This window comes from Pedobacter sp. AC163, from assembly GCF_979258665.1.
Map to the genome: position 1 here is coordinate 691154 of NZ_OZ409872.1, position 24764 is coordinate 715917.

The 24764-nt window shown below is 37.9% G+C and carries 28 protein-coding genes; 7 read left to right on the forward strand and 21 right to left on the reverse strand.

Features of this window, described 5'->3' with window-relative positions:
* Nucleotides 1-43 precede the first annotated feature (43 nt).
* From ACZZZK_RS02770 to ACZZZK_RS02780, 3 genes are all read right to left on the reverse strand, one after another.
* Nucleotides 44-739: a LytR/AlgR family response regulator transcription factor gene (locus ACZZZK_RS02770; protein WP_463482753.1), complete on the reverse strand. Its 696-nt coding sequence runs from the start codon at nucleotides 737-739 to the stop codon at nucleotides 44-46.
* A 68-nt stretch (nucleotides 740-807) separates the two neighbouring features.
* Nucleotides 808-1281 carry a Dps family protein gene (locus ACZZZK_RS02775; protein WP_056849934.1) on the reverse strand — a complete coding sequence of 158 codons (474 nt, stop codon included), beginning with the start codon at nucleotides 1279-1281 and terminating at the stop codon, nucleotides 808-810.
* A 330-nt stretch (nucleotides 1282-1611) separates the two neighbouring features.
* Complete coding sequence (locus ACZZZK_RS02780; protein WP_463482754.1) at nucleotides 1612-1752, reverse strand: winged helix-turn-helix transcriptional regulator; 141 nt, start codon at nucleotides 1750-1752, stop codon at nucleotides 1612-1614.
* 1 nt (nucleotide 1753) lies between these two features.
* Here ACZZZK_RS02780 and ACZZZK_RS02785 point away from each other — a divergent pair, with 1 nt between their 5' ends.
* Genes ACZZZK_RS02785 through ACZZZK_RS02800 form a run of 4 tightly spaced genes read left to right on the forward strand, consistent with a single transcriptional unit; the run spans nucleotide 1754 to nucleotide 3348 of the window.
* Nucleotides 1754-1948 (forward strand): hypothetical protein, encoded by a 195-nt coding sequence (locus ACZZZK_RS02785; protein WP_463482755.1) that lies wholly within the window; start codon nucleotides 1754-1756, stop codon nucleotides 1946-1948.
* 45 nt (nucleotides 1949-1993) lie between these two features.
* Nucleotides 1994-2125, forward strand: a complete 132-nt coding sequence (locus tag ACZZZK_RS02790; protein ID WP_463482756.1) for a hypothetical protein — start codon at nucleotides 1994-1996, stop codon at nucleotides 2123-2125.
* A 59-nt stretch (nucleotides 2126-2184) separates the two neighbouring features.
* Nucleotides 2185-2832, forward strand: a complete 648-nt coding sequence (locus ACZZZK_RS02795; RefSeq protein WP_463482757.1) for a DUF429 domain-containing protein — start codon at nucleotides 2185-2187, stop codon at nucleotides 2830-2832.
* 51 nt (nucleotides 2833-2883) lie between these two features.
* Nucleotides 2884-3348, forward strand: a complete 465-nt coding sequence (locus ACZZZK_RS02800) for a DUF1905 domain-containing protein (protein ID WP_463482758.1) — start codon at nucleotides 2884-2886, stop codon at nucleotides 3346-3348.
* Nucleotides 3349-3472: 124 nt separating this feature from the next.
* On the opposite strand, the gene ACZZZK_RS02805 is transcribed toward ACZZZK_RS02800, so the two are convergent.
* From ACZZZK_RS02805 to ACZZZK_RS02820, 4 genes are all read right to left on the reverse strand, one after another.
* A complete protein-coding gene (locus tag ACZZZK_RS02805) occupies nucleotides 3473-4141 on the reverse strand; it encodes a YceI family protein (protein WP_463482759.1) in 669 nt (222 codons plus the stop codon).
* A gap of 709 nt (nucleotides 4142-4850) precedes the next feature.
* Nucleotides 4851-5696: a GNAT family N-acetyltransferase gene (locus tag ACZZZK_RS02810; protein WP_463482760.1), complete on the reverse strand. Its 846-nt coding sequence runs from the start codon at nucleotides 5694-5696 to the stop codon at nucleotides 4851-4853.
* Between the two features lie 189 nt (nucleotides 5697-5885).
* Nucleotides 5886-6869, reverse strand: a complete 984-nt coding sequence (locus tag ACZZZK_RS02815) for a cation diffusion facilitator family transporter (protein WP_463482761.1) — start codon at nucleotides 6867-6869, stop codon at nucleotides 5886-5888.
* Nucleotides 6870-6908: 39 nt separating this feature from the next.
* Nucleotides 6909-9161: a multicopper oxidase family protein gene (locus ACZZZK_RS02820; RefSeq protein WP_463482762.1), complete on the reverse strand. Its 2253-nt coding sequence runs from the start codon at nucleotides 9159-9161 to the stop codon at nucleotides 6909-6911.
* A 166-nt stretch (nucleotides 9162-9327) separates the two neighbouring features.
* On the opposite strand from ACZZZK_RS02820, the gene ACZZZK_RS02825 reads away from it, so the two are divergent.
* Nucleotides 9328-9897, forward strand: coding sequence for a Crp/Fnr family transcriptional regulator (locus ACZZZK_RS02825; protein WP_463482763.1), 570 nt, complete (start codon nucleotides 9328-9330; stop codon nucleotides 9895-9897).
* A gap of 79 nt (nucleotides 9898-9976) precedes the next feature.
* Complete coding sequence (locus ACZZZK_RS02830) at nucleotides 9977-10840, forward strand: SDR family oxidoreductase (protein WP_463482764.1); 864 nt, start codon at nucleotides 9977-9979, stop codon at nucleotides 10838-10840.
* Nucleotides 10841-11059: 219 nt separating this feature from the next.
* On the opposite strand, the gene ACZZZK_RS02835 is transcribed toward ACZZZK_RS02830, so the two are convergent.
* The 12 genes from ACZZZK_RS02835 to ACZZZK_RS02890 form a co-directional block, all read right to left on the reverse strand.
* Nucleotides 11060-11284: a heavy-metal-associated domain-containing protein gene (locus ACZZZK_RS02835; RefSeq protein WP_265799189.1), complete on the reverse strand. Its 225-nt coding sequence runs from the start codon at nucleotides 11282-11284 to the stop codon at nucleotides 11060-11062.
* Nucleotides 11285-11376: 92 nt separating this feature from the next.
* Nucleotides 11377-13794, reverse strand: a complete 2418-nt coding sequence (locus ACZZZK_RS02840; RefSeq protein ID WP_463482765.1) for a heavy metal translocating P-type ATPase — start codon at nucleotides 13792-13794, stop codon at nucleotides 11377-11379.
* A gap of 192 nt (nucleotides 13795-13986) precedes the next feature.
* Nucleotides 13987-14997 carry an NAD(P)/FAD-dependent oxidoreductase gene (locus tag ACZZZK_RS02845; protein WP_463482766.1) on the reverse strand — a complete coding sequence of 337 codons (1011 nt, stop codon included), beginning with the start codon at nucleotides 14995-14997 and terminating at the stop codon, nucleotides 13987-13989.
* Nucleotides 14998-15215: 218 nt separating this feature from the next.
* Complete coding sequence (locus ACZZZK_RS02850; protein ID WP_463482767.1) at nucleotides 15216-15812, reverse strand: short chain dehydrogenase; 597 nt, start codon at nucleotides 15810-15812, stop codon at nucleotides 15216-15218.
* Nucleotides 15813-15894: 82 nt separating this feature from the next.
* Nucleotides 15895-16746, reverse strand: coding sequence for a helix-turn-helix domain-containing protein (locus tag ACZZZK_RS02855; protein ID WP_463482768.1), 852 nt, complete (start codon nucleotides 16744-16746; stop codon nucleotides 15895-15897).
* 263 nt (nucleotides 16747-17009) lie between these two features.
* Nucleotides 17010-17471: a TQO small subunit DoxA domain-containing protein gene (locus ACZZZK_RS02860; protein ID WP_463482769.1), complete on the reverse strand. Its 462-nt coding sequence runs from the start codon at nucleotides 17469-17471 to the stop codon at nucleotides 17010-17012.
* A complete protein-coding gene (locus ACZZZK_RS02865) occupies nucleotides 17413-18024 on the reverse strand; it encodes a TQO small subunit DoxD (protein WP_463482770.1) in 612 nt (203 codons plus the stop codon). The genes ACZZZK_RS02860 and ACZZZK_RS02865 overlap by 59 nt, the downstream gene beginning before the upstream one ends.
* Before the next feature lie 54 nt (nucleotides 18025-18078).
* On the reverse strand, nucleotides 18079-18450 hold the full coding sequence (locus ACZZZK_RS02870) for a hypothetical protein (protein WP_463482771.1): 372 nt from the start codon (nucleotides 18448-18450) through the stop codon (nucleotides 18079-18081).
* Between the two features lie 23 nt (nucleotides 18451-18473).
* Complete coding sequence (locus ACZZZK_RS02875; protein ID WP_463482772.1) at nucleotides 18474-19037, reverse strand: helix-turn-helix domain-containing protein; 564 nt, start codon at nucleotides 19035-19037, stop codon at nucleotides 18474-18476.
* Between the two features lie 194 nt (nucleotides 19038-19231).
* Nucleotides 19232-20119: a DMT family transporter gene (locus ACZZZK_RS02880; protein ID WP_463482773.1), complete on the reverse strand. Its 888-nt coding sequence runs from the start codon at nucleotides 20117-20119 to the stop codon at nucleotides 19232-19234.
* Nucleotides 20120-20134: 15 nt separating this feature from the next.
* Nucleotides 20135-20590: an N-acetyltransferase family protein gene (locus ACZZZK_RS02885; protein WP_463482774.1), complete on the reverse strand. Its 456-nt coding sequence runs from the start codon at nucleotides 20588-20590 to the stop codon at nucleotides 20135-20137.
* A gap of 10 nt (nucleotides 20591-20600) precedes the next feature.
* The gene (locus ACZZZK_RS02890; protein WP_463482775.1) at nucleotides 20601-21131 is read right to left on the reverse strand and encodes a GNAT family N-acetyltransferase; all 531 of its coding nucleotides are present in this window, start codon (nucleotides 21129-21131) and stop codon (nucleotides 20601-20603) included.
* A gap of 72 nt (nucleotides 21132-21203) precedes the next feature.
* Between ACZZZK_RS02890 and ACZZZK_RS02895 the strand changes: the two genes are divergently transcribed.
* The gene (locus ACZZZK_RS02895) at nucleotides 21204-22064 is read left to right on the forward strand and encodes a LysR family transcriptional regulator (RefSeq protein WP_463482776.1); all 861 of its coding nucleotides are present in this window, start codon (nucleotides 21204-21206) and stop codon (nucleotides 22062-22064) included.
* A gap of 91 nt (nucleotides 22065-22155) precedes the next feature.
* Here ACZZZK_RS02895 and ACZZZK_RS02900 read toward each other — a convergent pair whose 3' ends face one another.
* Entirely contained in the window at nucleotides 22156-23799 is a 1644-nt protein-coding gene (locus ACZZZK_RS02900) for a glycoside hydrolase family 28 protein (protein ID WP_463482777.1), read from the reverse strand.
* 40 nt (nucleotides 23800-23839) lie between these two features.
* Nucleotides 23840-24763, reverse strand: a complete 924-nt coding sequence (locus ACZZZK_RS02905; protein ID WP_463482778.1) for an alpha/beta hydrolase — start codon at nucleotides 24761-24763, stop codon at nucleotides 23840-23842.
* Between the last annotated feature and the right edge of the window lies 1 nt (nucleotide 24764).

Below are 24764 nucleotides of genomic sequence, written 5' to 3' on the forward strand. Positions count from 1 at the left end.
TATCAGCCTTAAACCTGGTAAAATTTCAAAAGCGAAACTTAAGCTAAAAAACGTTCATTCTGGTATTCAATGCTTTGCGATAGGCATCGGCTACGGGGATAAATTTTCCGTTGATGATGATTCCCCCGTCTTGCAAAGTATCTATTTTACCTACGGCAACAATATAAGAACGGTGAACCCTGATGAAATTATCTCGTAGCAAGCGCTCTTCAGCTGCTTTCATGGTTCCATGAATGGCAAACATTTTTTCCCTGGTGTAAAACTTCACATAATCGCCCATGGCCTCCGCATAAAAAATATCGTCTAGCTTCAATCGCCTTGTAATATTTGCATCTCTAACAAAAAGAAATTCGTCCTTTTCGTATTCTACACTTTCTTTTTTACTGTCAAATATAGCCTGGGCTTTAGTCACCGCCTGTAAAAATCTGGCAGGCGTAAAAGGCTTAAGCAAATAATCTGCAATATTTAACTCAAAGGCTTCCAGCGCATATTCTTTTTTAGAAGATGTAAAAATGATAATGACATCCCTTCCCGACAGGTTTTTTGTAAGTTCAATTCCTGTCATTTCGGGCATTTCGATATCTAGAAATATCAAATCTACCGGTTGCGTTAGTATATGACTATAAGCTTCAATGGCATTAGCATATTCATTTACGATAGTAAGATTTGGAATTTTCTTCGCCAAGTGTGCCAAAGTAGTTCTGGCAATGTCGTTATCATCAACAATTAGAGCTTTCATAGAGATGTTTATTTATGATTTGCACCAAATATAATTACTCTATTTTGTTTTGAAGACCCTGAAAATGATTATCTGAAATATGAACGAATCATCCAGGCCATTTCTTCGTGAGTTTCCATCAAACCTGTAATAAAATCGCTGGTACCATAATCTTTATACTTCTCTGCAAAAGGAACGATGTTGCCACGTAAAAACTCGATAATGCTTTCATGGTCTTGCAACAAATCCTTCATAAAGCCAAGGCCATCATTGCTTCTTTCGCTATACTCAGTTAGTTGGGTTAGCTCTAAATAGCTTTTTATTGTTGCTGGAGCGAAATGACCTATCTTTCTCATGCGCTCTGCCACGCTATCGATCAGTTCATCAAGTTGTTTGTACTGATTTTCGAAGAAAATATGATTAGCATGAAAATTATCGCCAGTAACATTCCAATGTGCGTTTCTTGTTTTAGTGTACAACACAAATTCATCAGCTAATAATTTTGCTAATTCTACAGCAACAGCGTCTGTGTTTTTTTCGGTGATTCCAATGTTGGTTTTCATGGTTTTAAGTTTTAATTTAAGCGGTATTGCTTCGTTTTATAATCTAAAGATGCGGCGATCCTGTTCTAAAATAATTTACCTTTCGGTAAACAGGCAAAAACAATCGTTGAAATATAGGCTCGAAAAGTTGAGTTAAATTATCAATCGCAGATTGCGAAAGTTGTGAACGCTGTTATTGATTCACTTCATATAACGATATGGAGAGGCTTACGATGCAACCTGTCTGGTAAGAGGCTCGCTGGTATTGCTAAGCGGCAAATGGACTTTAATGATCATTTATCAACGAAAATGTGATGCGATACGGCGAACTAAAAAGAGCCGTTACAGGCATCAAGCGTAAGGCGTCCATTTGTAGGTAATTTTTACGGGATAATCATTGGTGACAATCGGCTCTATTAATTTGTGCTGCTCCAGCTCTTTCAGTTCTTTGGCCAGCGCTTTTGGTAGACCTGTCGTAAAGGCTTTCAACAACTTGTTGGCGGAAACACTGGAAAATGGCGGAAAAGAACCCTATGCAGAAGACAGAATTGCAATGGCAGTTGCAGGAGATGACGTCGCAGCAAAAAAAGTACTTGCAGAATTGATTAATGATGCGGGTTATGATACAGTTGATGCAGGAAATCTTTCGGAATCCTGGAGACATCAGCCGGGAACACCTGCGTATTGAACAGAACTTAATTCAGAAGAATTAAAACAGGCCTTAGCTGACGGCGTGAGAGAAGAAGCTCCGGTGAAAAGAGACGAAGCGATTGCCGGACTTTCTGCAATGAAATCTTATCCTTCTCATCCAGAGGTTGTTGCGTTTAACAGAGCTTTGTTTGAGAAAAATACTAAATTTGGATAAGAAAACTGGGTTGGAAATGAGCACAAGCCTTTTGTAATTCAAGCTAATATCAAAACGACTTGGAAACGATTAAACTCCTAAAATCATCCGGAAGTATTACAGTAGGAATAGATCTGACAGGTTCTGAAACAAAACCTTCTGGCTGGGCAGTTTTCCAAAATGGCGTGGTGGAAACAAAAGGAATCCGATCTGACGAGGAATTAATTGAGCAAACTATCGCAAGAGATCCACAGGTGATTTGTATAGATGCACCTTTAACTCTGCCAAAGGGAAGAAATTCTGTTTTTGATGAGGATCCCGGACGGCATGAATTTGGGATAACCCGATTATGTGAACGGTTACTGTTGAAACGAGGCATCAGATCCTATCCACCGCTTATCAAAAGTATGCAAAAACTTACGCTGAGAGGTATTGTGCTTAGCTCAAAATTCAGGCAGCTGGGATTTAATGTTGTAGAAACTTTCCCCGGCGGATGTCAGGATATTCTTGGCCTGACGCGGAAACAGAAAGGTTTACCAGAATTAATTGCAGGAATTAGCCGTCTGGGTCTACAGGGAAACTATCTGAAAACCAAAATCAGCCACGATGAAGCTGATGCCATTACCGCCGCACTCGCCGGATTGTTTTATTTAAACGGACAATATGAATCTATTGGCGATACTGACGAAGGCGTAATTATACTGCCGAAATTAAATAGTCAAAATTAGGCTTTGTATGATTTTATTCAATGTTAAGATTCAATTTAGATATTTGATGTGATGAAAGAGTTATTAAAAAATAAGAAACTTAAGATTCAGCACGAACCTGGAAAAGGCGCCTGGACTTATCATTTAGTAATTCCGGGAACTAAAGACATTAGAGGCAGATGGGGTTTTATGAAAGTTTCTGGCACCATAGATGGTTACGAATTCAAAGACCTGAATTTAGCTCCGTTAAAAAATAAGGATAAACGGATTTCGATAAACGGTACGATCCGGAAAGCGATTAATAAAAGTGGCGGCGATGAAGTAACCGTTACCATGATCAAGACCTCTGATGATAGACTTACCAATGAACAGGAGATAAAAGATTGCTTGAAAGATGCAGATGTTTACCAAAAATTTAAAGCCCTGGACGAAAGTGAACAAACTGCCATCATCGAAGATATTATTTCACAAAAAACGGAAGATGCTCAGGAGAAAAAAATTATTTCATCTATTAATAAACTTGCTTCCCATCAATAGAAATATCATCAACAAAAAGGCGTACATTTCTGCATTTGAAACCACAAAAAAGCGCCCAACACTTAATGTGTCGGGCGCCAAAATTCTTTATTGCTTTTAAGCTTGATCAAAAAGTTTTGAAGGTTTAATTTTTAGCCTTAAGGTTTAAACCAATTTCTACATCTTTTGATATCATCCAGTTTTCAGGACTACCTTCGGCTTTATAATTAATTCCCCAGGCACTTCTATCAATTACAAATTTAGCAGTTGCAGTAACACCAGTTGCAGAAACTTCTACTTTTGATGGGAAAGTGATGTTCAAAGTACTGTCTTTTAAAGTCAGATTACCGCTGATCAAATAGTTAGGATCTTTCAACAGATTGGATGTTTGAGTTCCAGAGAATGGCTCAACTTTAGTAATCACAAATTTAGCAGTAGGATATTTAGCTACATCAAAGAAATCAGGACTTTTCAAATGTCCTTCTAAATCACTTGCTTTTTTATCTTTTTCTGTAACTGAAGCAGGATCAACTTTTAACGAACCTAAATTAATAACGAATTCTCCACCACTTAACGAATCTTTATCAACTGAGATGGATCCAGAGTCTACACTGATTTTGCCCCAACGTGGCGCTAAACCACCTTTGTGTGCCGCTTTCCAATCAACTGAAGTGCCAGCAGTATCCAATGTTAGAGTTTCACCTTTTTGCGCTGCAGCGGTTTGCTCAGTCGTTGTTTTTGCATTATCAGTTGAAGATCCTCCGCAAGATGCGAGTAAAAATAGCGCCGGAAGCGCAAAAAATAATTTTCTCATGGTTTGAAATTTAAATTAAATATAAGTTTGATTTCTTGAACGACTCATTCGTCAAAAGTAGTGCCCAAATTTCATTCTTCAATTGATGTATGATAATAAATGTCTGCGGTGAATGAGTTAGCTTCATAGATATGGATGAAGGCCGTAAAATCTATCCACACATAATCCTCTCCTATTTGATCGCCATTATCGGGTGGAAGATATCTTCGAGGAGCCGTCCTCCTTCTGTTTTAAGTCCCAATATGATTACCGGATGGATCAGCAACACATGGGATGTGAAGAGAATTTTTGACGAGGTTGAATGGAATTCGGTGTTTGAAATTGACTAAGCAAACTGAGGTGTAAAAGGTGTTTCATGATTAATATCTATAAATTTATGGATTTAGTAGTAAAAACAATAAAATGTTTAGATCAAAATATTAGTATTAAAGGCAAACAACTTAACATTTGTTTATCAGAATAATATTTTGCAAAATGAGGAAGTATTGCTCAATGAAGTCGAATTTAACCTTGAAAATTTTATTTTATATCAAAAGTAAGCGCATAATAATTTTCCAATTTCTAAGAGAATTGTTGAGGATCGACTGTTTGCAGCATTCATTTCAAGTATAAATTAGTTAAGTAAATCAATTCGCTAAATGATTACGATGACTTTTAAAAAATATAGATAGACAATCGGTTTTAGATGATGAAGGATGTTGGGGACACTCTATTTCAACTTCAATTCCATCTCGTACTGTTTAATGTAAATATCCATTCCTATAGCATTAAAAAATTTCATTGTTTCTGCTGAAGTATTGTCAACATTAATAGCAGAAATATCTTTTCCATAATTTGTTGCGATGTATGCTAAAAGGTGCGGCCCAACGCCTTTTCTTCGGTCGTTTTTGTCAACTGCAAGTTGATGTATTCTTTTTATTTTCGGATTAAAAATCGTGTAACCCAATAATTTTTTCCCGTCATATATCCCTATAGAAATGTTGGTTTTTTTTAGCTTTTCGACCGCTGTAATTGAATTTTGCCAGGATGGTTTCAAATCCCAAAAGGATTGAAGCTTTTGCCAATCATACACTTGCAATTCACGAATTTTAAAATCATTATTGGTGCTGGTTATGTTTAATGGACCTTTATAACAATTTAATTCCCGGATAATTTTGAACCCTATATTTTTGTAAGTTTTGATTGCCGGCTCATTGGTGATGATTACTTCCAATAGCAACTTGTCAATATCATTTTCGTGCAAAATCGGCAAAATATATTCATACAATTTCGCGGTCAATTTATTTCCTCTTTTGGCTGGAATTACGCCTGTTCCGGCATTATAAACAATTTTGAAGTTGTCGATAGTGTCATACCCATGAAGTACGAAAGCAATTAATTGATCATCCTCGAACGCTCCTACAGAAAATTCAAGTTTAATACTGTCGCTTTTTATTTTGTCTTCGATTTGTTCTTTAGTCAGGCAAAAAGGTACAACGTAATCTGAAAATGATAAATTGAAAACTTCTAAAAGTTTTTCAGTCGTAATCTTCTCTAATGTTTTTAGGATAGTCATAAATATCAGCTAATGATAGTTTTAATAACGGCAAAATTCGGTAATTTTTAATAGCTACTTTGAATGATATATTTGATTAGGGGCACTAAAATAGTTAAATTAAAGTGTACAAATTTTATGGAAAAATCCAACGACAAAACCCATGGTTAATTTTATCTGATTTACTCCGTTTTCAAGCTGAAAGCCGTCTTAACAGTTGTTAAAACTGCAAACTGTGGCGCTGTTTTCAATTTGAATGGTAGGATGCTGGATGTTGTACTGCTGCATCAGTTGGATGATTTTGTTCATAATATCTGGTTCCGGTTTTCCTGCTAGATCCGTTGTTACTGCATGTAGAGAGCCCACATTGTAACTGCCGTCCAAACTCCAAATGTGTACATCGTGGATATTGGTTACACCTTCAATCTGGTTGAGTTCTTCTGTTAACTGCGCTATATCCACATTTTCGGGAACAGATTGTAACATCACTTTCACTGTGGCAATCAGATTTTTAATAGCATTGAAACCTACATACAGCGCAATGCCAATGGTTAAAACCCCATCAATCCAATTCCAACCGGTAAAGTAAATAACCACCGCACCAATCAAAACGGCAGCCCAACCCAAAACATCTTCCAATAAATGCAGCATGATGGATTGACTGTTGTGATTATGCCCACCGTGGCTATGTCCGTGATGGTTATGTCCACCGCCATTTTTAATTTTAAGGAAGGCAAAACCATTTACAGCAAGCCCAAGAATTGCCAATCCTAACATACCGACACTGTGAACTTCTTTTTCTGAAAAAAAGGAATGATAACCTGCAATAATCATCGTTACCGAACCTGCCAACAAAAAAATGGACAACCCCAATGCAGACAAAAGTGAAAATCTTTTATAGCCATAAGAGAATTTTGCACTCCGTTTTTTACCCGATACTTTTTCTAAAAGTATGGCAAGACCGATTGCAACTGCATCCATTAAATCGTGAAAAGCATCAGCAATAATGGCTGTTGAATTCGTTAAAACACCACCAATGACCTCAACGATGGAAAATGCCAGATTGAGCCAAAAGGCGAAGGATAAGGCACTGTCTTTTGAGTGCTCATGCCCATTATGCTCGTGCCCTTCGTGTGAATGATTGTGATTATGGTTGTCGTGTTCGTCGTCGTTGTGGTTGTGTTGATGTGTCATTATTTTTGAACTTAATTTTATATTTTTTTTGTTGAGGTTTTAGTAATTCAAAGACAACCCCACGCCAAAGCCCATATCGCTATCATAATGGGTACGAATACCGATATTTTTAGTGATGATGTATTTCAAATCACCCATAAATTCTTTATCGGTATTGACCATAAAACCTGCTCTCAATCTTTTTGAAATGGGAATGTCTTCACGCATTAATGATAGGCGGACAATTCCATCATGATAGATTTCCGCCTGAAAATTAACCAGCATTGGCAAAGTGTACATAAATCCTAAACTAACGGCTCTACGGGTGTCTTTTTTGTTAGTTTGTCCGAATAAATTAGTTTCTTGTTCGTCCATTCCCATCTTTCTGTATCGATAATCAAAACCGATGAACGGCATCAACCATTGCATTTTTCCGATATATCTTCCCAGGTGGGTTTCAACTTCATAACCATGCATATCGCTATACCCTAAACGCCATTCCGTACCCAAACTCCATCTGGCATTTTGAAGCATTGCTTCTCCATCATTTCCGTTGGTGGCGAAATCATTTTGAGCCATAAAGTGAGGCATATTGCTTTCGTGTTGCAACATTTTGTAGGCTTTTTCTTTGTCTGGAAGTAATGGGTTTTTGTAATCGCCCACTGCAAAAACCCTGTCCATACCGGCCATCATGTGGTAAAGGATATGACAGTGGAAAAACCAATCGCCTTCTTCGTTTGCCAGAAATTCTATGGTATCGGTTTCCATGGGCATGATGTCCAGCACATTTTTGAGCGGTGATTTTTCGCCCTTGCCATTAATTACCCTAAAATCAAATCCGTGCAAATGCATCGGGTGTCGCATCATCGAATTATTGTAAATGGTGATGCGCAATACTTCTCCTTTTTTTACCGGTATTTTATCCACTTCAGAAAGGACTTTATTATCCATACTCCAGACATAGCGATTCATGTTTCCGGTAAGGGTAAAGTTTAATTTTTTTACAGGAGCATCTTTGGCAAGTTCCGTGTTATGAGGTGATGAAAGCATGGCATAATTCAGCGTTTTAATTTTGCCTAAAGCGTTTGCGTTGTAACGATTTTCATCCTCCATATTGTGTTTGTTATGGCCTTCTTTTTGTTCGATTTCACCCGTTATTTCAGGATACATCACCACATTCATATCCATTTTATTTAGGCTCATTTTCATTCCCATATCATCCAAATCGCCATTCATCTTCATCATATCGTTCATCATCTTCATCCCTTCAAAATATTTCAATTTCGGAAGCGGGGCAATCAGCTTTTTAACGCCGTTACCTATAAAATAACTTGAAGAATTGGTGCGGTCTTCGGTAGTGGCCATAAACTCGTATGCATTGCCGTCTTCGGGAATGGTGACTACCACATCATAGGTTTCAGAAACAGCAATGATTAATCGATCCACTTCCACCGGTGTTACGTCGTTGCCATCATTGGCTACTACGGTAATTTTTCCACCGGCATATCGCAACCAAAAATAAGAGGAAGCACCACCGTTTGAAATTCTTAACCTCACTTTATCGCCCGCTTTAAGTGTTTTGCCATCGATATTTTTTAAATCTGTGGAAGCATTGCCATTCATTAAAATTTTATCATAGTACACATCGCTTACGTCCATTGCCAACATCCGTTTCCATTCGTTGTTGATTTTTGTTTTGAAATGCCCTGCCCGAATGGCTTCTGCATACGACTGTGTAGCGCCTTTTTTTATCGCCGACCAATCGCTGGCATTGTGCAACATCCGGTGTACGTTATTCGGATTTAAATTGGTCCATTCGCTCAAGACAATGGGTACGGTTGGCAAATCATCTATCCCTTTTCTAAAAGTTTTATCACCCGCTTTCTTGAGAAATACAAGGTTGCCATACATGCCGATTTGTTCTTGCAAACCCGAATGCGAGTGATACCAGTGCGTACCATTCTGAATAACGGGAAAACGATACGTATGCTTAGTTCCAGGTGAGATTTGAGGTTGCGTAAGATAAGGTACACCGTCATCTTTATTGGGTAAAAATACACCATGCCAATGCAGTGAAGTGCCTTCTTTTAATTGATTATGCACCACAATTTCTGCCGTGTCCCCTTCTGTAAAAGTGAGTGTGGGCATAGGAATTTGCCCGTTTACGGCGATGGCTCTTTTCTCCTTTCCGGCGTAATTTACCAGCGTGTCTTTAACGTACAAATCGTATCGCACTACTTTTTGGGCAAATGCGGAGGAAGCCATTAACAACAAAACTGCCGTTAGAAGTAAGGAGTTATTTTTCGCTTTCATTGTTCTGATATTTAGATACAAAATTGGGATTAAACAGCGTGGTAATCGTTGTGCTATTTTGGTTAATAATTGTAAGATTTACGTCGTCGTAGGTCATATGGAAAGCTCCATGACTTTTTACCAAATGGTAAATCTCTAATTAAAGCCATTTGCTACCTTTACAACAATGGAAAAGTTAATTGAATATATACTGCGTTTCGGCAATTTGAACCAACAGCAAATCGACTTTATCAAGAGCAAGACAACGGAACTGGAACTGAAAAAAGATGATTATTTTTCCGAAGCAGGAAAAATTCCAAAATACATTGGTTTTGTTTTAGAAGGTGTTTTTCGGTGTTGCTATTACAATAATAAAGGTGAAGAGATAACCAATTACTTTATTGACGAATACAGCTTTGTTTCAGACCAGCAAAAATTTGAGGCACAGGCAGCAGCAACAGATTATATTCAGGCTGTTACCGATTGCAAATTGCTCGCTTTTACTAAAAAAGATTGGGATGCACTCTCAAACACAATAGTTGATTGGGACAGGATTGCAGCTAAAATAACCCAAAAATGTTTAACAGATGCGATGGATAGAAGAAGTCCGTTGGTTTCGGAAGATGGCACAACCCGTTACGTCTCATTTCTTGAAAAATATCCCATGCTTATTAATCGTGTTCCGCTATCATTGGTCGCTTCGTACTTGGGCGTTACCCAACAGTCGTTGAGTAGAATTAGAAAAAACATCCTGTAAAAATCTCTTTTTACCAAATGGTAAATGTTTTAATTTTTAAAGCTCGGAACTTTGTACCATTAATTTTAATCAAAATATAATGAACAAAAAAGTTGTATTAATTACAGGAACAAATAGCGGGTTTGGATGGCTTACTACAAAAAGCGTTGCAGCCTTAGGACATCAAGTTTACGCAACAATGAGAGATACAAACGGTAAAAATTCAGATAAAGCAAAAGCCCTCTCCGAGATAGAAAACATTACCGTTCTGGATGTTGCACTTACGGATGAAAACAGTGTGCAGCAAGCCATAGATACCATCATCGCAAAAGAAGGAACAATAGATGTTTTGGTAAACAATGCGGGTTTTAGCAGAAATGGCGTGGCCGAAAGTTTTACAACCGCCGATGTACAAGAAATGTTCGATATCAATGTCATCGCACCTTGGCGATTGATGAAATTGGTGTTGCCATTTATGCGTAAACAATCCGAAGGTCTCATCATCAATATCACCAGTGGATTTGGCGCCGTTTCGTTTCCTTTTGCAACAATGTACAGTGCTTCAAAATTTGGTTTGGAAGGCATTAGCGAAGGTTTGCATTACGAAGTAAGACCATTAGGTGTTGACGTTGCCATCCTACAACCTGGTGCTTTCCCGACAGAGATGTCACAAAAATTTAATCCTGGTTCCGATGCTTCGGTTAATGATGCTTACGCAGTGATAGCGGATTATCCTAATAAAATGGGTGCGGCTGTTGGCAAGGCATTTGAAACCTTAAATCCTAATCCGCAAGATGTTGCAGATGCAGTAGTAAACTTAATCAGCTTACCCAAAGGTCAGCGTCCGATAAGAACCAATGTTGATCCATTCACAGGGGAATACCTTAAAGCTGCAAATGATGCCGTTCAAGTTCAATACGAGAAAGCGTTGACTGCCTTTGGAATGGGCGGTTTGTTGAAGTAAAAAATTGAAACCATCAAATTTTCATTGCAGCCTTAAAAATAAAACCTTCATTCTGTGGAAGGTTTTATTTTTTGGCGACAAGTTCTGATAGAATTTAGAACCTCTTTCAATTGATGTTTGCCAAATGGCAAACGCCCAACTAAAGACAATTTTTAACGCTGTGTAATGGATAATTACAACGATGTTAAATACCGCTGATGGGTGAGATATTTTTTTAAATTACTTTATAGGTTCTATCTTAAACCCAGCTTTTTGAACGGTTTCTATTACTTCCTGTTCAGTAATTCCTTCAGATTTTAGGGTGAGAATTTTTTCCCTATTCGTAGTATCTACTTCCCATTGCCCGATACCTTTAGCATCATTTAAAAAAGGGGTTACTTTTGCTACGCAGCTGCTGCAATTGATATTTGTCTTGAATTGTAAATCTTGATTATTATTTTCCATTTCGTTATATTTTATTTGATAGTACAAAGTTGCGTCAATCAACCCGTTTTATCATTGTAGTTTTCTTTGTTTGATTTATAATATTTACTGGTTTATTTCTTCCATTTCAGCCTCAAACTATTCGTCACTACACTTACGCTACTCAAAGCCATTGCAGCTCCTGCTATCATTGGGTTCAGCAAGAAACCGTTTATTGGATACAATATTCCAGCAGCTAATGGAATACCGATAAGATTATAAATAAATGCCCAAAACAGGTTTTGCTTAATGGTGGCCACGGTTTGTTTGGATAAACGTATTGCCTGTGGTATCTTGGTAAGGTCTGATGAGATGATGGTCATTTTGGCCACGTCCATTGCGATGTCACTTCCTTTTCCCATGGCAATGCTTACGTCGGCTGTTGCCAGAGCGGTACTGTCATTAATTCCGTCGCCCACCATGGCTACTACTTTACCTTGCTGCTGCAGTTCTTTTACAAAATCCGCTTTGTGCTGTGGCAATACTTCGGCTTTGTAATGCAGGATGCCTGTTTGCTCGGCAATTGCTATAGCGGTGGCTTCATTGTCGCCGGTAAGCATATATAATTCGATGCCCATTTCTTGCATTTCTTTGATTGCCAGAACTGATGTTTCTTTGATTTTATCGGAAATGGCAATAACAGAAAGTGCCTCTATGCTGTTTGCAAACCAAATGACCGTTTTGGATTGTTTACCCCATTCATCGGATTGGTTTTGCAATTGTTCTGCAATCGAAATGTTATTCTCAGCCAGGAGTTTTTTGTTTCCTACAAAATAGGTTTCGTTGTTATGATTGGCTTTTACACCTTTCCCTGTAATACTTTCAAAATCAGCAATCGCAATTGTTGATGAATTTTCTAAATGTTTCACCACAGCTTCAGCCAATGGATGCTCTGATTGTTTTTCGATGCTCAGCAAAATAGTCTTGGTCGTATCATCATTGTTCAGCCATTGGATGCTGGTTACTTCAGGTCTTCCTTGTGTGATGGTTCCGGTTTTATCTAAAACAATTGCATTCACTTTTTTAGCCAATTCAAGGATTTCGGCATCTTTAATTAAAATACCATTTTCGGCGCCTTTGCCCACACCCACCATAATAGCCGTTGGTGTAGCCAAGCCCAACGCACAAGGACAAGCAATTACCAATACCGTAACGGCTGCTAACAATCCTTGTACTACACCGTTTTCGCCACCCAAAATAATCCATAAAATAAAAGTAAGAACGGCAATGCCAATCACCACTGGAACGAAAATACTTGCAATTTTATCAACCAATTTTTGTACGGGTGCTTTACTGCCTTGTGCATCCTGCACCATTTTAATGATTTGGGCCAGCATGGTTTCCTTACCCACTTTCACTGCTTTAAATTGAAAACTTCCTTTTTGATTAATGGTTCCGGCAAATACTTTTTCATTTTCTGTTTTTAGTACTGGAACGGGTTCGCCACTCAGCATACTTTCATCTACATACGAATTACCAGAAGTAACCATTCCGTCGACCGCAATTTTTTCGCCGGGCTTTACCAGGATTATATCATCTACATCTACGGCTTCAATAGCGGTTTGTTTTTCTGTTCCATCCGGAGCTATTACCATTACCGTTTTGGGTTGCAAGCCCATCAGTTTTTTAATAGCCGTAGAGGTGTTTCCTTTGGCTTTTTCTTCCAATAATTTACCTAAAAGAATAAAGGCGATGACCACTGCAGCTGCCTCAAAATAGACGTGTGCGTGCAATTCTCTCTGGTGCCAGAAATCCATAAAAAGCATATTGAATACACTAAATATATAGGCAATTCCTGTACTCAAGGCAACCAAAGTATCCATATTGGCAGAACGGTGTTTGGCCTGTTTCCACGCATTGATAAAAAAGTCTTTACCCAGCCAAAGTACAACAGGGGTGGAAAAAAAACACATAATTTCGTTACCGTAAGGCATATCCATAAAAAACATCCCGATGATTACCACGGGTAACGATAATATAACCGCCCAAATAGTTTTGTTTTTTAGCTTTTTGAATTTCTCTGCGTGGATCGTCTCTAAGGATTGCTGTTGTTTTGCTTCTTCAACAATGAGCAAGTCATAACCAACACCCTGAACGGCTTTTTGCAGTTTGGTAGCATCCGTCATATTGGGAAGGTACTCAACGGTCAGGTTTCCGGTTGCGTAGTTGACAGAAGCGTCAATCACACCTGGTTCATACTTTACGATACTTTCGGCACTGCCCGCACAAGAAGCACAGGTCATTCCTAAAACAGGAAAGGTATTTTTTATAGATGAAACACCATAGCCCAAGTCTTTAATAGCCGCAACGGCCTTGCCAATGGTTTCAGTATCTTTAACGGTAATGGCTGCTCTACGGTTGTTGATTTCTACTTTCTGGGTTGCAACACCATCAACCTTTGCCAATCCTTTTTCAACGATTAATGCACAATGTTCGCTTTCTACATCTTCTAAAGGAATGTAAACTGTTTCTCTATTGTTATTTGTAGCCATAATTTCTATTGCTTTATTTGCAATACAAAATTGGCGACAATACGGAGAATAGTTATTGTGGAATTATGGAATTGATTTGTAATATTTACTAAACCTGGTCTGATGGTTTTCGTTTCCCTTCCTTTATTTCTTTGAAATAACTTTGAGCAATCTTAAACGCTTGGGTTTTTATTTGTCTATAAAAGTCGATACTTAAAAACGCTCTTCGATAAGTTCTTTGTTTACCGTCATACCCGTAAATGTTCCCATCGCTACTACATTTGCAACGGTCCGCATTCGTGTTGCGTTATCGCCACAGGCAAACACATCTTTTGTGGTTGTTTTTTGAGCAGCATCAATTTTTATATATCCATCTTCGGTTAATTCACATCCCAATTGTTCAGCAACAGTACAATTTTGCTCAAAAGGAAGTTTGGTGTAAATGGCTTTAACTATTTGCTTTGAACCATCTTTAAAAAAGATGTTTTTGAGTTGCCCATTTACGTGTTCCAACTCTTTAATTTCTTTTTCTACTATTTCAATAGAATGTTTTTCAAGTTGCCTTTTTTGTTCGTCAGCTAGCGTTGATGTTCCATTCGTAAAAAGGGTCAAATCTTTTGTCCACTTCGATATCAATTTTGAAAATTCAAATCCATATTCGCCATTACCCAAAATACCGGTTATTTCATTTTTCACTTCGTAACCGTGGCAATAGGGACAATGCAAAACAGAAATACCCCAACATTCAGAAAATCCGATAATACTGGGCATCATATCTTTTATACCCGTGGCGAAAACTAATTTGGTTCCCGAAAACTTGTCGCCCGTTTCAGTTTGAATTTCAAAACCAGTGCTTGTTTTTAAGCCCTTTGTAGCAATACCATCAAAGAATGTGATTGTATCGTATGCTACTACTTGTTGCTTTGCAAGTGTCGCAATTTCTTTTGGTGACTTACCATCTTGCGTTAAAAAATTATGCGAATGTGGTGTTTGTCTGTTACTGGGTTTTCCGCTGTCGATAATAAGCACATTTCTTAATGCTCTGCCCAATGCCATTGCTGTGGCAAGTCCGGCATAGCTACCTCCAATAATAATTACATCAAATTGATTTTTATCTTTCATTTTTTTGTCTTCTTTAAATTGGTTAAAACTTAGTGGCAATGCAAAGGCTGTTGCAAGAATTCCGCTTTGCTTAATAAAAGTTCTTCGGTTAAGATTTGTCATTGTTAGAGATGTTTTTCAACAAAAGATGTATAAATGGTAATCCTACGAATACCATCCAGGGCACTAATACCAATGTTAAGATGAGTGTTCTTAAATACAATGGCATTTCAGCTAAATAACTACCAAACAATATATAAAAAAGCGTTATCGAAGGATAAATTACTATCCAAATTTTGATGGATTGGATAATCTTACTTTTAGTATTCATCTTGATTATTTTACGGTTTGATAATATGTCCTGTTACAGCGCCAAACAAGCTTTTCTTAAAGGCAAATTCCAATTGCTTCATCGTTGTTGGAATTTCTCCCGGGAAATAAGGAAAATATTGTGGAGAGTTTTCAATTACCGTTGGGCTAACAGCATTGATGCGGATACCATTTGACAACTCAATGGCAGAAGCTCTAACAAAACCTTCTACCGCTCCGTTTGCTGCTGAAGCATTGGCAAAATTAATCTGAGGTTCGTGTGTTAATGCTCCAGTAATCAATGTAAACGAACCTTTTGGATTGATGTAATGTTGACCAATTAATACCAAATTAATTTGCCCCATCATTTTTCCTTCAATTCCTTTTTTGAAAGTTTGGTCATTCAAGTTTTTCCAAGGGCCAACAAAAGTTTCCCCTGCGGTAGAAATCAGGGCATCAAAAGTTCCAATCCTTGCAAACATTGCTTCAATGGATTGGGTAGAAGTTGTATCAACCTGTATCTCTTCTGAAGAACGACTGGCTCTTATTACTTCGTGATTTTCCTTTTCAAGCACATTCGCCAAATACTGCCCCATAGTGCCCGATGCACCTACAATTACTATTTTCATATTGCTGAATATTTTTATTTATTCTGCAAAGTTATTTTAGTAGGATCGGTTATGATAGGACAAAATTGAACTTGGATTGGACTTATTTAAAGTTCTTGCGGAATGCTTCGGGGGAAAAGTTGGTATGTTTTTTAAAAAAACGAATAAAATAGGAAGGGTCTTCAAATCCTAAATCGAAAGCAATTTGATTTACTTGATTAGAGGTAGCCAAAAGGTTTCTTTTTGCTTCAAGTACTATTTGCTCGTTGATGAGTTGAGAGCAGGTACTTCCGGTAGTTTCTTTAGTAATTTTGTTGAGTTGAAATGTAGTGAGGTGCATCATTTCGGCATATTGTGTTACTTGTTTATGCGTTACAATATGCTTTTGCAATAGTTCTAATAATTCTTCCAATTGCTCTTGCGAATATTTAGTAGCATCATTTTGTATTTCTTTCGGGGTTTTGCTTTGTCTTACCAATTCGATAAAAAGTATTTCCAAACTTGCCGTAATAACTTCCTTGTAGCGGTCTTGTTTTTGGGTATATTCTTCAAAAATGAAAGATAAATGCAACAGTAATTTGCTAAACTTTTCGACCGAAAGTGGACAGTGATTTTTATGGCTTACTTTCCGTAAAACGAAATTAACGGGCTCCTCTTTTGGAGCGTAAAATTCACGGTTAAATTGTATTAAGTATCCCTTGCTCCCTTGTTTTAGAGTAAGCTGATGCACTTGACCTGGTCGCATAAAGAAAACAGAGTAGTCGCTAACAGGGTAATTGACAAAATCAATACTATGTTTCCCTGCTCCTTTCTCCAAAAACAAAGCAAAAAAGAAGTTGTGCCTATGCAGTTCTTGCACTAAATCTTTTTCGGAGAGCAAAGTACCGATGTTTCGAATACTAAAACCCTCTGAAAAATCAGGCTCTTTAATTTGTCTTACGCTAATTTCTTTCATTCAAATTTTGTCGATGTTGCTTCGTTGTTTTTCAAATAATGATGTCCATAGTTCTTGTTTTTGCGGTCGCATCAGAATTTTGTTGTTGTACCGGTTTTCAAAACCAAAACATCCAGCTAAAGTAAATATTTTGAAAGAAGGGATTGTGTTTGAAAATTTAGATAGCCAATGTACGAAATTCAAAGTTTTTAAATGAACATACCAGGTGTAACTACATAAAAGTAGGCATGGCTGTAAAACCAAGCCTACTTTAAAACAAAAATCTACATTATTTCAGCTGTCCACTCAATTCCGCTAATGTCAATTAATTTTAGTCTGTAATTTTCTTTGATTAATACCCCGTCCAAATCGATGGTAATATCCGCCTTTGCTCCTAGTGGTAAAATCATACTATGTTTTCCAGATTTGATTTTGGCAACATAATGATTTTTGATTTTATCCTTCGAAAAACGAGCTAATTCGTTTTGACCGATGGATTTAACCACCTCATTTTTTTCGTTCAAAACTTGTATCCCAATCAAAAATGAGCCGTAAACATCTGCTCCTTCCACCCTGAATAATCGAAAGGTAAGCTGAGGGCCATTATGCTGTATGTTGGAAATCTCAACTTTGGGTTTGACGGATTTATTATGAAGCGTACCCAATACGCCACCGTGAAAATACTGGTTAGTAAATAGTGTCAGTCCAAAAATGAATGCCGAAATGATTAAGGCTTTTGGTTGCAATCTTTTTATCGGCAACACCCCCCGAACCTAAAAATCCAAACCATTTCTTACTCGTAAAACCGAGTTGTTTATTCATTAGGTAATTATCCAAAGAATAAGCACCGCTTCCCGAAAGGAATATAGTAAAACCACCGGCAAGGCCTAGTACGCCAATTTGCCATTCGTCCAGACAAGTGGTGCCCAGCCAGCCCGAACCGAGAAGAATACCTAAGGCAAGAAAAAACACACCGATGCCCATCAGCCTTGTAAATAAGCCTAAAATGAGGAGTAAACCAACAACGGCTTCGACAATGGTAAATGTAACCATTGAAATTTGCAGCGCATCGGGGTTAGAAACCAGGTATTCAATAACTGGTTTGATACTTAAAGCATTGGGAAGAAAATGATTGAATTTTTCGCCGATATAGCCGGCTTCTTCAGGAATTAGTTTATTTTCTAGAATAAGTCTTCTCCAAAAGGCTGAGAAATAAGTCCAGCCGATTATCCAGCGTAGACATAATGTGAAAAGCCCGGCCATATTATTGGCAGAACTATCAATATGATGATGTTTCATTGAATTGGTATTTTATTAAACGTGAAAAAATTTATAGTACTTACAAGCAACTTGCTATGCTATATAAATCTTCAAGCGTTTATATAAAATATATTTTGGAGGGCTGTTTCCCGTAGAAGTTTTTGAATAGTTCTTGTCTATTTTAGCAACATACGTTGGAAAACCGTAATTACAAACGAAATCAACAGGCTCAATTTTTTGATTAATTTTCGATTGCTGTGCAGCTGATCTCTGCTGATATTCATTGGACGAATATTGACAAGGGTTTGTTTGTACAGTCTTTGATTTATTGAGCGGCTCGGCATATTCAGTATTTAAAGAATAGAACAGTAGTTCCTTTACCGTACAAGGACTTAGAGAAAACAGTATAAACCACATCAAAACGATGTACCTGATATTTTTGATATGGTTTTCTACTTTAAACATTGTTGCTAAATTATATAAAAAATCTATACGGCATCCAACGGCTTGCGTTTATCTTCCTTTATTTGTTTGAAATGACTTGGCGTCAATCCAGTTACTTTTTTGAATTGGTTACTTAAATAAGCTACGCTTGAGTAATTTAAACGGAAAGCAATCTCGCTTAACGATAGTTCATCATAAACCAGCAATTCTTTTACCTTTTCAATCTTTTGGGCAATAAAATATTTTTCTATTGTGGTACTCTCCACCTCCGAAAATAAGTTAGAAAGATAATTGTAATCGTGGTTGAGTTTTCCACTCAAAATATCGGATAAATTGTTTTTTGCATCATTATCCTGATGATGTACCAACTCAATAATTACATTTTTGATTTGTTCTATAATCCTGCTTTTTTTATCATCAATCACCTGAAAACCTAATGATACCAGCGCACCTTCCAACGCAGTTCTTTCACTAGCAGTTGGTTCTTTTTCAAGTGTAACTTCTCCCAATTTTATATGTTCTACCGCTAATCCAAGCTTATCCATTTCATTCTGCACCACCATAATACAACGGTTGCAGACCATATTTTTTATAAAGAGTACGCTCATATTTTTATCTTATTCTATAGCTATATTTTAAATATGTGGCTAAATCTACGATTTAAATCAAAGAGTAATTAAAGGATATCAGAAATTGACCTCCCATTTTTTCAAAACAGCGTCACGATAGTCAAATTCTTGACATGACTACTGCAGACAATAAAACTGCAAATATCGATATCGATGCTTTGAAATTGACGTGATTAACTAGCCAATTTTACATTTCTATTCAACAGCTTTTTAAGATTAGCCTCAGAAATAATTGTAGCTAAAAAAATCAATCCGCCACCAACAAGTAAACGCATAGAAAGACTTTCATTTAGAATGAAAAAAGCAGCTACGGCACCAAATACAGGTTCAAATAGATAGATTACAGATACCCTTTCTGCACTGATATATCTTTGTGCGATATTAGAAATCGAATACATGTAAGCAGTTGCAAATAATGCGCAATACACAACACCTATCCAAAAGGTGTTGGTTTCAGGATACCAATTAACATTTTCATCGGTAATTGCTAAACCAAAGGTGAGTATTGCGCATGTAGCAAACATAGGAACGATGGTCGGAACTAAACTTTTTCCAGCTGCCTTTTTTTCGACTGCAATTAAATAAATGGCAAAACCAAATGCACCAATAATCGTATACAAATCTCCCTTACCTATTTTCAATTGCCCATTTATGGAGATCACAAATAAACCACTCAGTGCAATAATGGCAGCAATCCAAATTTTAGCTGATGCAGCTTTGCGATAAAGTACCAACTTCAATAATGGCACCATAACTACCGTCATACCAGCAATGAAGGCACATTGTGAAGCGCTAGATAGTTTAATACCCAATGTTTGTAGGTGTATGCCTAGAAACAAAGGTATAGCTAACAGCACTCCAGTTTTTACATCTGATAATTTGGTCTTCATCACATGTTTCCAAAAGACCATAGAGAGCACCAGTGTGGCGAGTAGAAATCGATAAAAAAGGAATGTAGATGGTGACCCCGTCCCTATCGCTAACTTGGTTACAGAAAATGAAATGCCCCAAAAAGCTGTCCCAAATATTAATAAAGTCAGTAGTAAGTTTCTTTTTTCCATCTACAAAAACAAGTTTTATAAGTCCAGTTCGTAATTCAGCCAATCAGTATTTTTATGAGCGCCCAACCTTTCATAAAACCGTTGTCCAGCTTCATTCCAATTCGCGACTGTCCATTTAATCTGTCCACAGTTATGCAACAGCGCTTCTTCTTTTAGCGCCTGCATCAACTGCTCACCTATTTTCTGTCCTCTGTAGTTTTCATCTACATACAGTTCTTTCATATAGATGGCTGGTTTGTTTTGAGCGGTGTAAGGAAGAAAATAATAGACCAGAATTCCTGCTATCACACCCTCATGTTCGGCCAAAAGGCAATAGAAATCTGGTGGGCTTTTATGGAAGCCATTTTCCTTTACAATTTCTGGCGTAATGGCAAAGCTATCTATGTATCTTTCAAATATGGCCAGCTCTTTCATTAGTACCCAGATTTTCCCACTGTCGGCTTCCGCTGCTTTACGTATTACGATGCTCATTGTCAATCTTTTATTTGTTCTTAGCTAATTCTAGTTTCATTAAAATGTCGATCTGTCTGTCATCGCCCAGTATAAATACATGTTGATCAAATGCTACAAATCCATTCTTTTTATAGAAGGCAATGGCCCTAAAATTCTTCTCCCATACACCTAACCAAACATAATCTGCACTCATTTCCCCGGCTACTTTAATAGCGTGGAGATAAAGCAATTGGCCTACCTTCTTACCGTGAAATTCTTGCAATACATAAATTCTTTCTATCTCAAGTGCGTTGTCATTTTGGTTCTCTTTTTGCGCTTCACCTGTATTTAGTTTCATATAGCCGATCACCTCATCATTCAACTTTGCAAAATAAAATAGTGATGACTCATTGTGCAACTCTTCATTCAGCTGATCAATAGAAAAGCTCTCCTCCAGATATTTGGCCATATTTTCTTCGGAATTAATAGCTGAAAATGTTTGAGAGAAAGTTAGTTTGCTGATATCCTGAAGATGAAGCACATCTTTAGCTTTGACCGGAAGTATTTCTATGTTTTGCATATTCCAAATTTACATATTCAACAAATGCAATAAAATGCTATTTGCTCAATTATTAATGATTAAATTGCATTAATGAATATCCAGCAAATCAAATACTTTTTGGCCCTTTCAGAAGAACTTCACTATTGGAATACGGCAGCGAAAATGAACATTACGCAATCTGCTTTAAGCCGTCAAATTCAATCGTTGGAAAATGAATTAGGGCTTTTACTATTTGAGCGTAACAAAAGGAATGTAAAACTAACACCGGCCGGCAGGTTTTTAAAAGATAAATGGGAAGTGCAGTTGAGCGAGATTGAATATATCCATCAATCGGCAAAGCAGATTCATCTGGGTGAAAGTGGCACCATAAAAATTGCCCATCCCGATTCAATTTCCGCTTCTATCATCCCCGATATTTTAGCGAAAATTTCTATCGAATACCCTCAATTACAGGTTGAACTCCTTCAGATTTTATACGAAAACCAACAGGAATTTTTGAGGAACTATAAGATCGATTTGGCAATAACCAGAGATATCAATATGATCGCTGGACTTAAATCGAAAAAAATCTACACAGATCATCTAGCCTTGGTTATACCCGAAAATCACCCCTACCAAACCTTCAAAGATTTAACAAAGGAAACCCTTGAAAAGCAAAAATTTATCCTTCCAACTATAGATGAGGGGAGTAGTTATGGGTACATTATCCAAAAACTATTTAATTCTTTTGATTTCGTTCCCGAGGTTTACCTTCATTCTGAATTCGGCTCAACTATTATTGCCTTAGTGCGAAAAGGTTTGGGGATAGCCGTATTGCCAGATTCGTATTCTTATCACGAAAGTCCGGGTTTACGATTTATTAAGCTTCCCTTCCAAACTGAGCTATATCTTAATTGGCGGGCCGATGATCATAATCCGATTCTTTCCAATGTATTAAAGTTGATTTTGTAATCGACTGCCATTGAGATTACCTAAGTTAATACTCAAAAACAGTCGCTTTTATTCTGAAACACAATGAAGTTAGCTGGTTATGTATAGAAAATTATTTGCTTAGGGTTACCACTTTTTCTGAAGCGCCATTTTTTAGTTCCAGATTCTTATTTGCCTTCTTCAAATCTGTATTTGTAATCACAATATCCCTATTTTTATCTCCATCAATTGACAGTAGCAGCCGTGTTCCTGCAGAAAACTTTAATTTATCCAGATGAACGTTCCTAACCCCTGCAACAGATATCAATGGTGCTTTATTCTGCGTAAACACACCAACATTATCGAAACGAATTCCGGATGCATCTGTAAGTTCAATGCCTTTTTCAGCTACTAAATTTGAGTTTAGTATGGCGATATTCTGAACAGGCATTTCAGATAATCCCCGGATAAATACCGCAACCTTGGCTCCCTGGCAGGTAATATTTTCAAATAACATATTTTTGAAAACTGGTGTACCCTCGTTAACTATTGGGGAATCGTTACGCTTACCATCTGTTGCAAATTTTACGAAATAGAACATATCGAAGAAAATCGCCTCCTGATGAATATCTTTCATCGTAATGTTTCTGGCATAAATTCGCTCCACCACGCCCCCTCTTCCCCGGGTCGATTTAAAGCGTAGGCCTTTGTCTGTACCGATAAAAGTGCAGTTTTCTATAAAGATATCTCTTGCACCACCACTCATCTCGCTTCCTATCACCACCGCTCCATGTCCGCTATAAACCGTATTTCCACGAATCACCCCTTCGGCACAGGCTACTCCCCTCTTTCTACCTTCTTCATCTTTCCCCGATTTGATACAGATGGCATCATCTCCAACATCCAACACACAGTTCTCAACCAGAAACCGTGTACAGGATTCTATGTCGATGCCGTCGCCATTTTGTGCATAGTGAGGATTTTTGATGGTCACATTTTCGACAGTCAGATCCTCGCACAAAAGCGGGTGAATGCACCAGGCCGGAGAATTCTGAAAAGTAACTCCAGCCAGCAATACTTTTTTACAGTTTTTAAGCACCAACAGATTGGGGCGCAGATAATCCTTCATATCATTGAAAGATTCCAGCGGTTTACCAGCCTGAAGCAGCATGCTTTTACCTTCTAAATGTGTCTTTTTAAATTGGTCGCTGGGATACCAGGTCTTTTTGTCATCACTCAACACCCCACCGGAGGCCACTTTCGCAGACCATTGAGAAGCTGTAAGTTGCGATTGCCCAACAGCACGCCATACATCTCCGTTTGCATCAATAATGCCATTCCCGGTGATGGCCACATTTACCAGATCAATTCCGTTAATCGGGGATTCGTTTCTGGCAGCCGGTTTCCCCTCATAATCTCCCTCTATCAGTTTATACAATGATTTGTCTTTACTAAAAATCAAATTTGCCCCTCTATCCAGGTGCAGCTCAACGTTACTTTTCAAATATAACGGACCTGTAAGCCAGATACCTTGAGGTATTAACACAGTGCCTCCTCCATTCTTACTGCATGTTGCAATCGCAGCATTGATGATTTCGGTGTTTAAAAATATACCATCGCTTTTAGCGCCCAATTTTGCAATTGAAAGGGTATCAGCCTTAAATGTTGGTTTGCTGATTTTTGGTAGATTTTGCCAGGAAAACGAGCTTGTTTTATTTTGAGCGAATGCCGAACAGGTAAGGGTCAATAATGTGAGCAATAATATCCTTGATTTCATAATTAGTGTGCTGATGTTTTAATCGAAAATTTCTGTTGTTTTATTTTAGTGCTACCGGAATGATATCTATTTCATACATCCATTTTTCGCAGAGTGCTGTCCATAGTTCAGCACTTCCGGGGTTGTTTCTTAAAGCAATAGCATGCGCCCCTTGCGGAAACACATGTAAACTGCTCGGTACCTTGTTTTCAAGCAGGGCCTGATAAAAAAGCAGGCTATTGTGTGGATCTACGGCCTGATCGTTAAATGCGACAGCAATAAAGCTGGATGGAGTTTCTTTGGTTACCAGTAACTGTGTAGAATATTTGGCCTCCAATGAATTATCTGGCCCTGGTCCAAGCAGGTTCTTTTTGCTGCCTTTATGGGCGTATTTTCCCATATCAATTACCGGGGACACCAAAATCATGAAATTTGGCCGAGCCGATACCTGATCTAAACTATCACCAATTTTCGATATATCATTCAGGCTGGTTCCTGCCATACTGGCCAGATGCCCTCCGGCCGAAGAACCCTGTATTCCGATTTTGTCGGGCTTGATTCCCCATTTTAAAGCATTGCTTCGAACAACCTTGAGTGCCCGTTGTGCATCCTGAAGCGGTGCCTTCGCATTTTCTATTAAATCGGCATCATTTGGCAAACGGTAATTGAGGACAAACGCCGAAATGCCCATGGTATTGAACCATTTGGCCAATTGTATTCCGCTAATTAAATATGCCAACCGCTCGTAACCGCCTCCAGGGCAAATCACTATCGCTGCCCCCTTATTTTCTTGCTTTGAAGGAAAATAACAGTACATCCCGGGATTTGCTACCCGAAATATCCGTTCATTCGTAATACTATCCTTTCTAGTGGTACCCCTCGAATTTGGAATTTTATCTTTAGGATATAGTGGAATGAACTCCTGGGCACTGGCAAAACTTAACCAGGAGGCAACTAAAAACGCAGCTATTTTTATCGAATACATT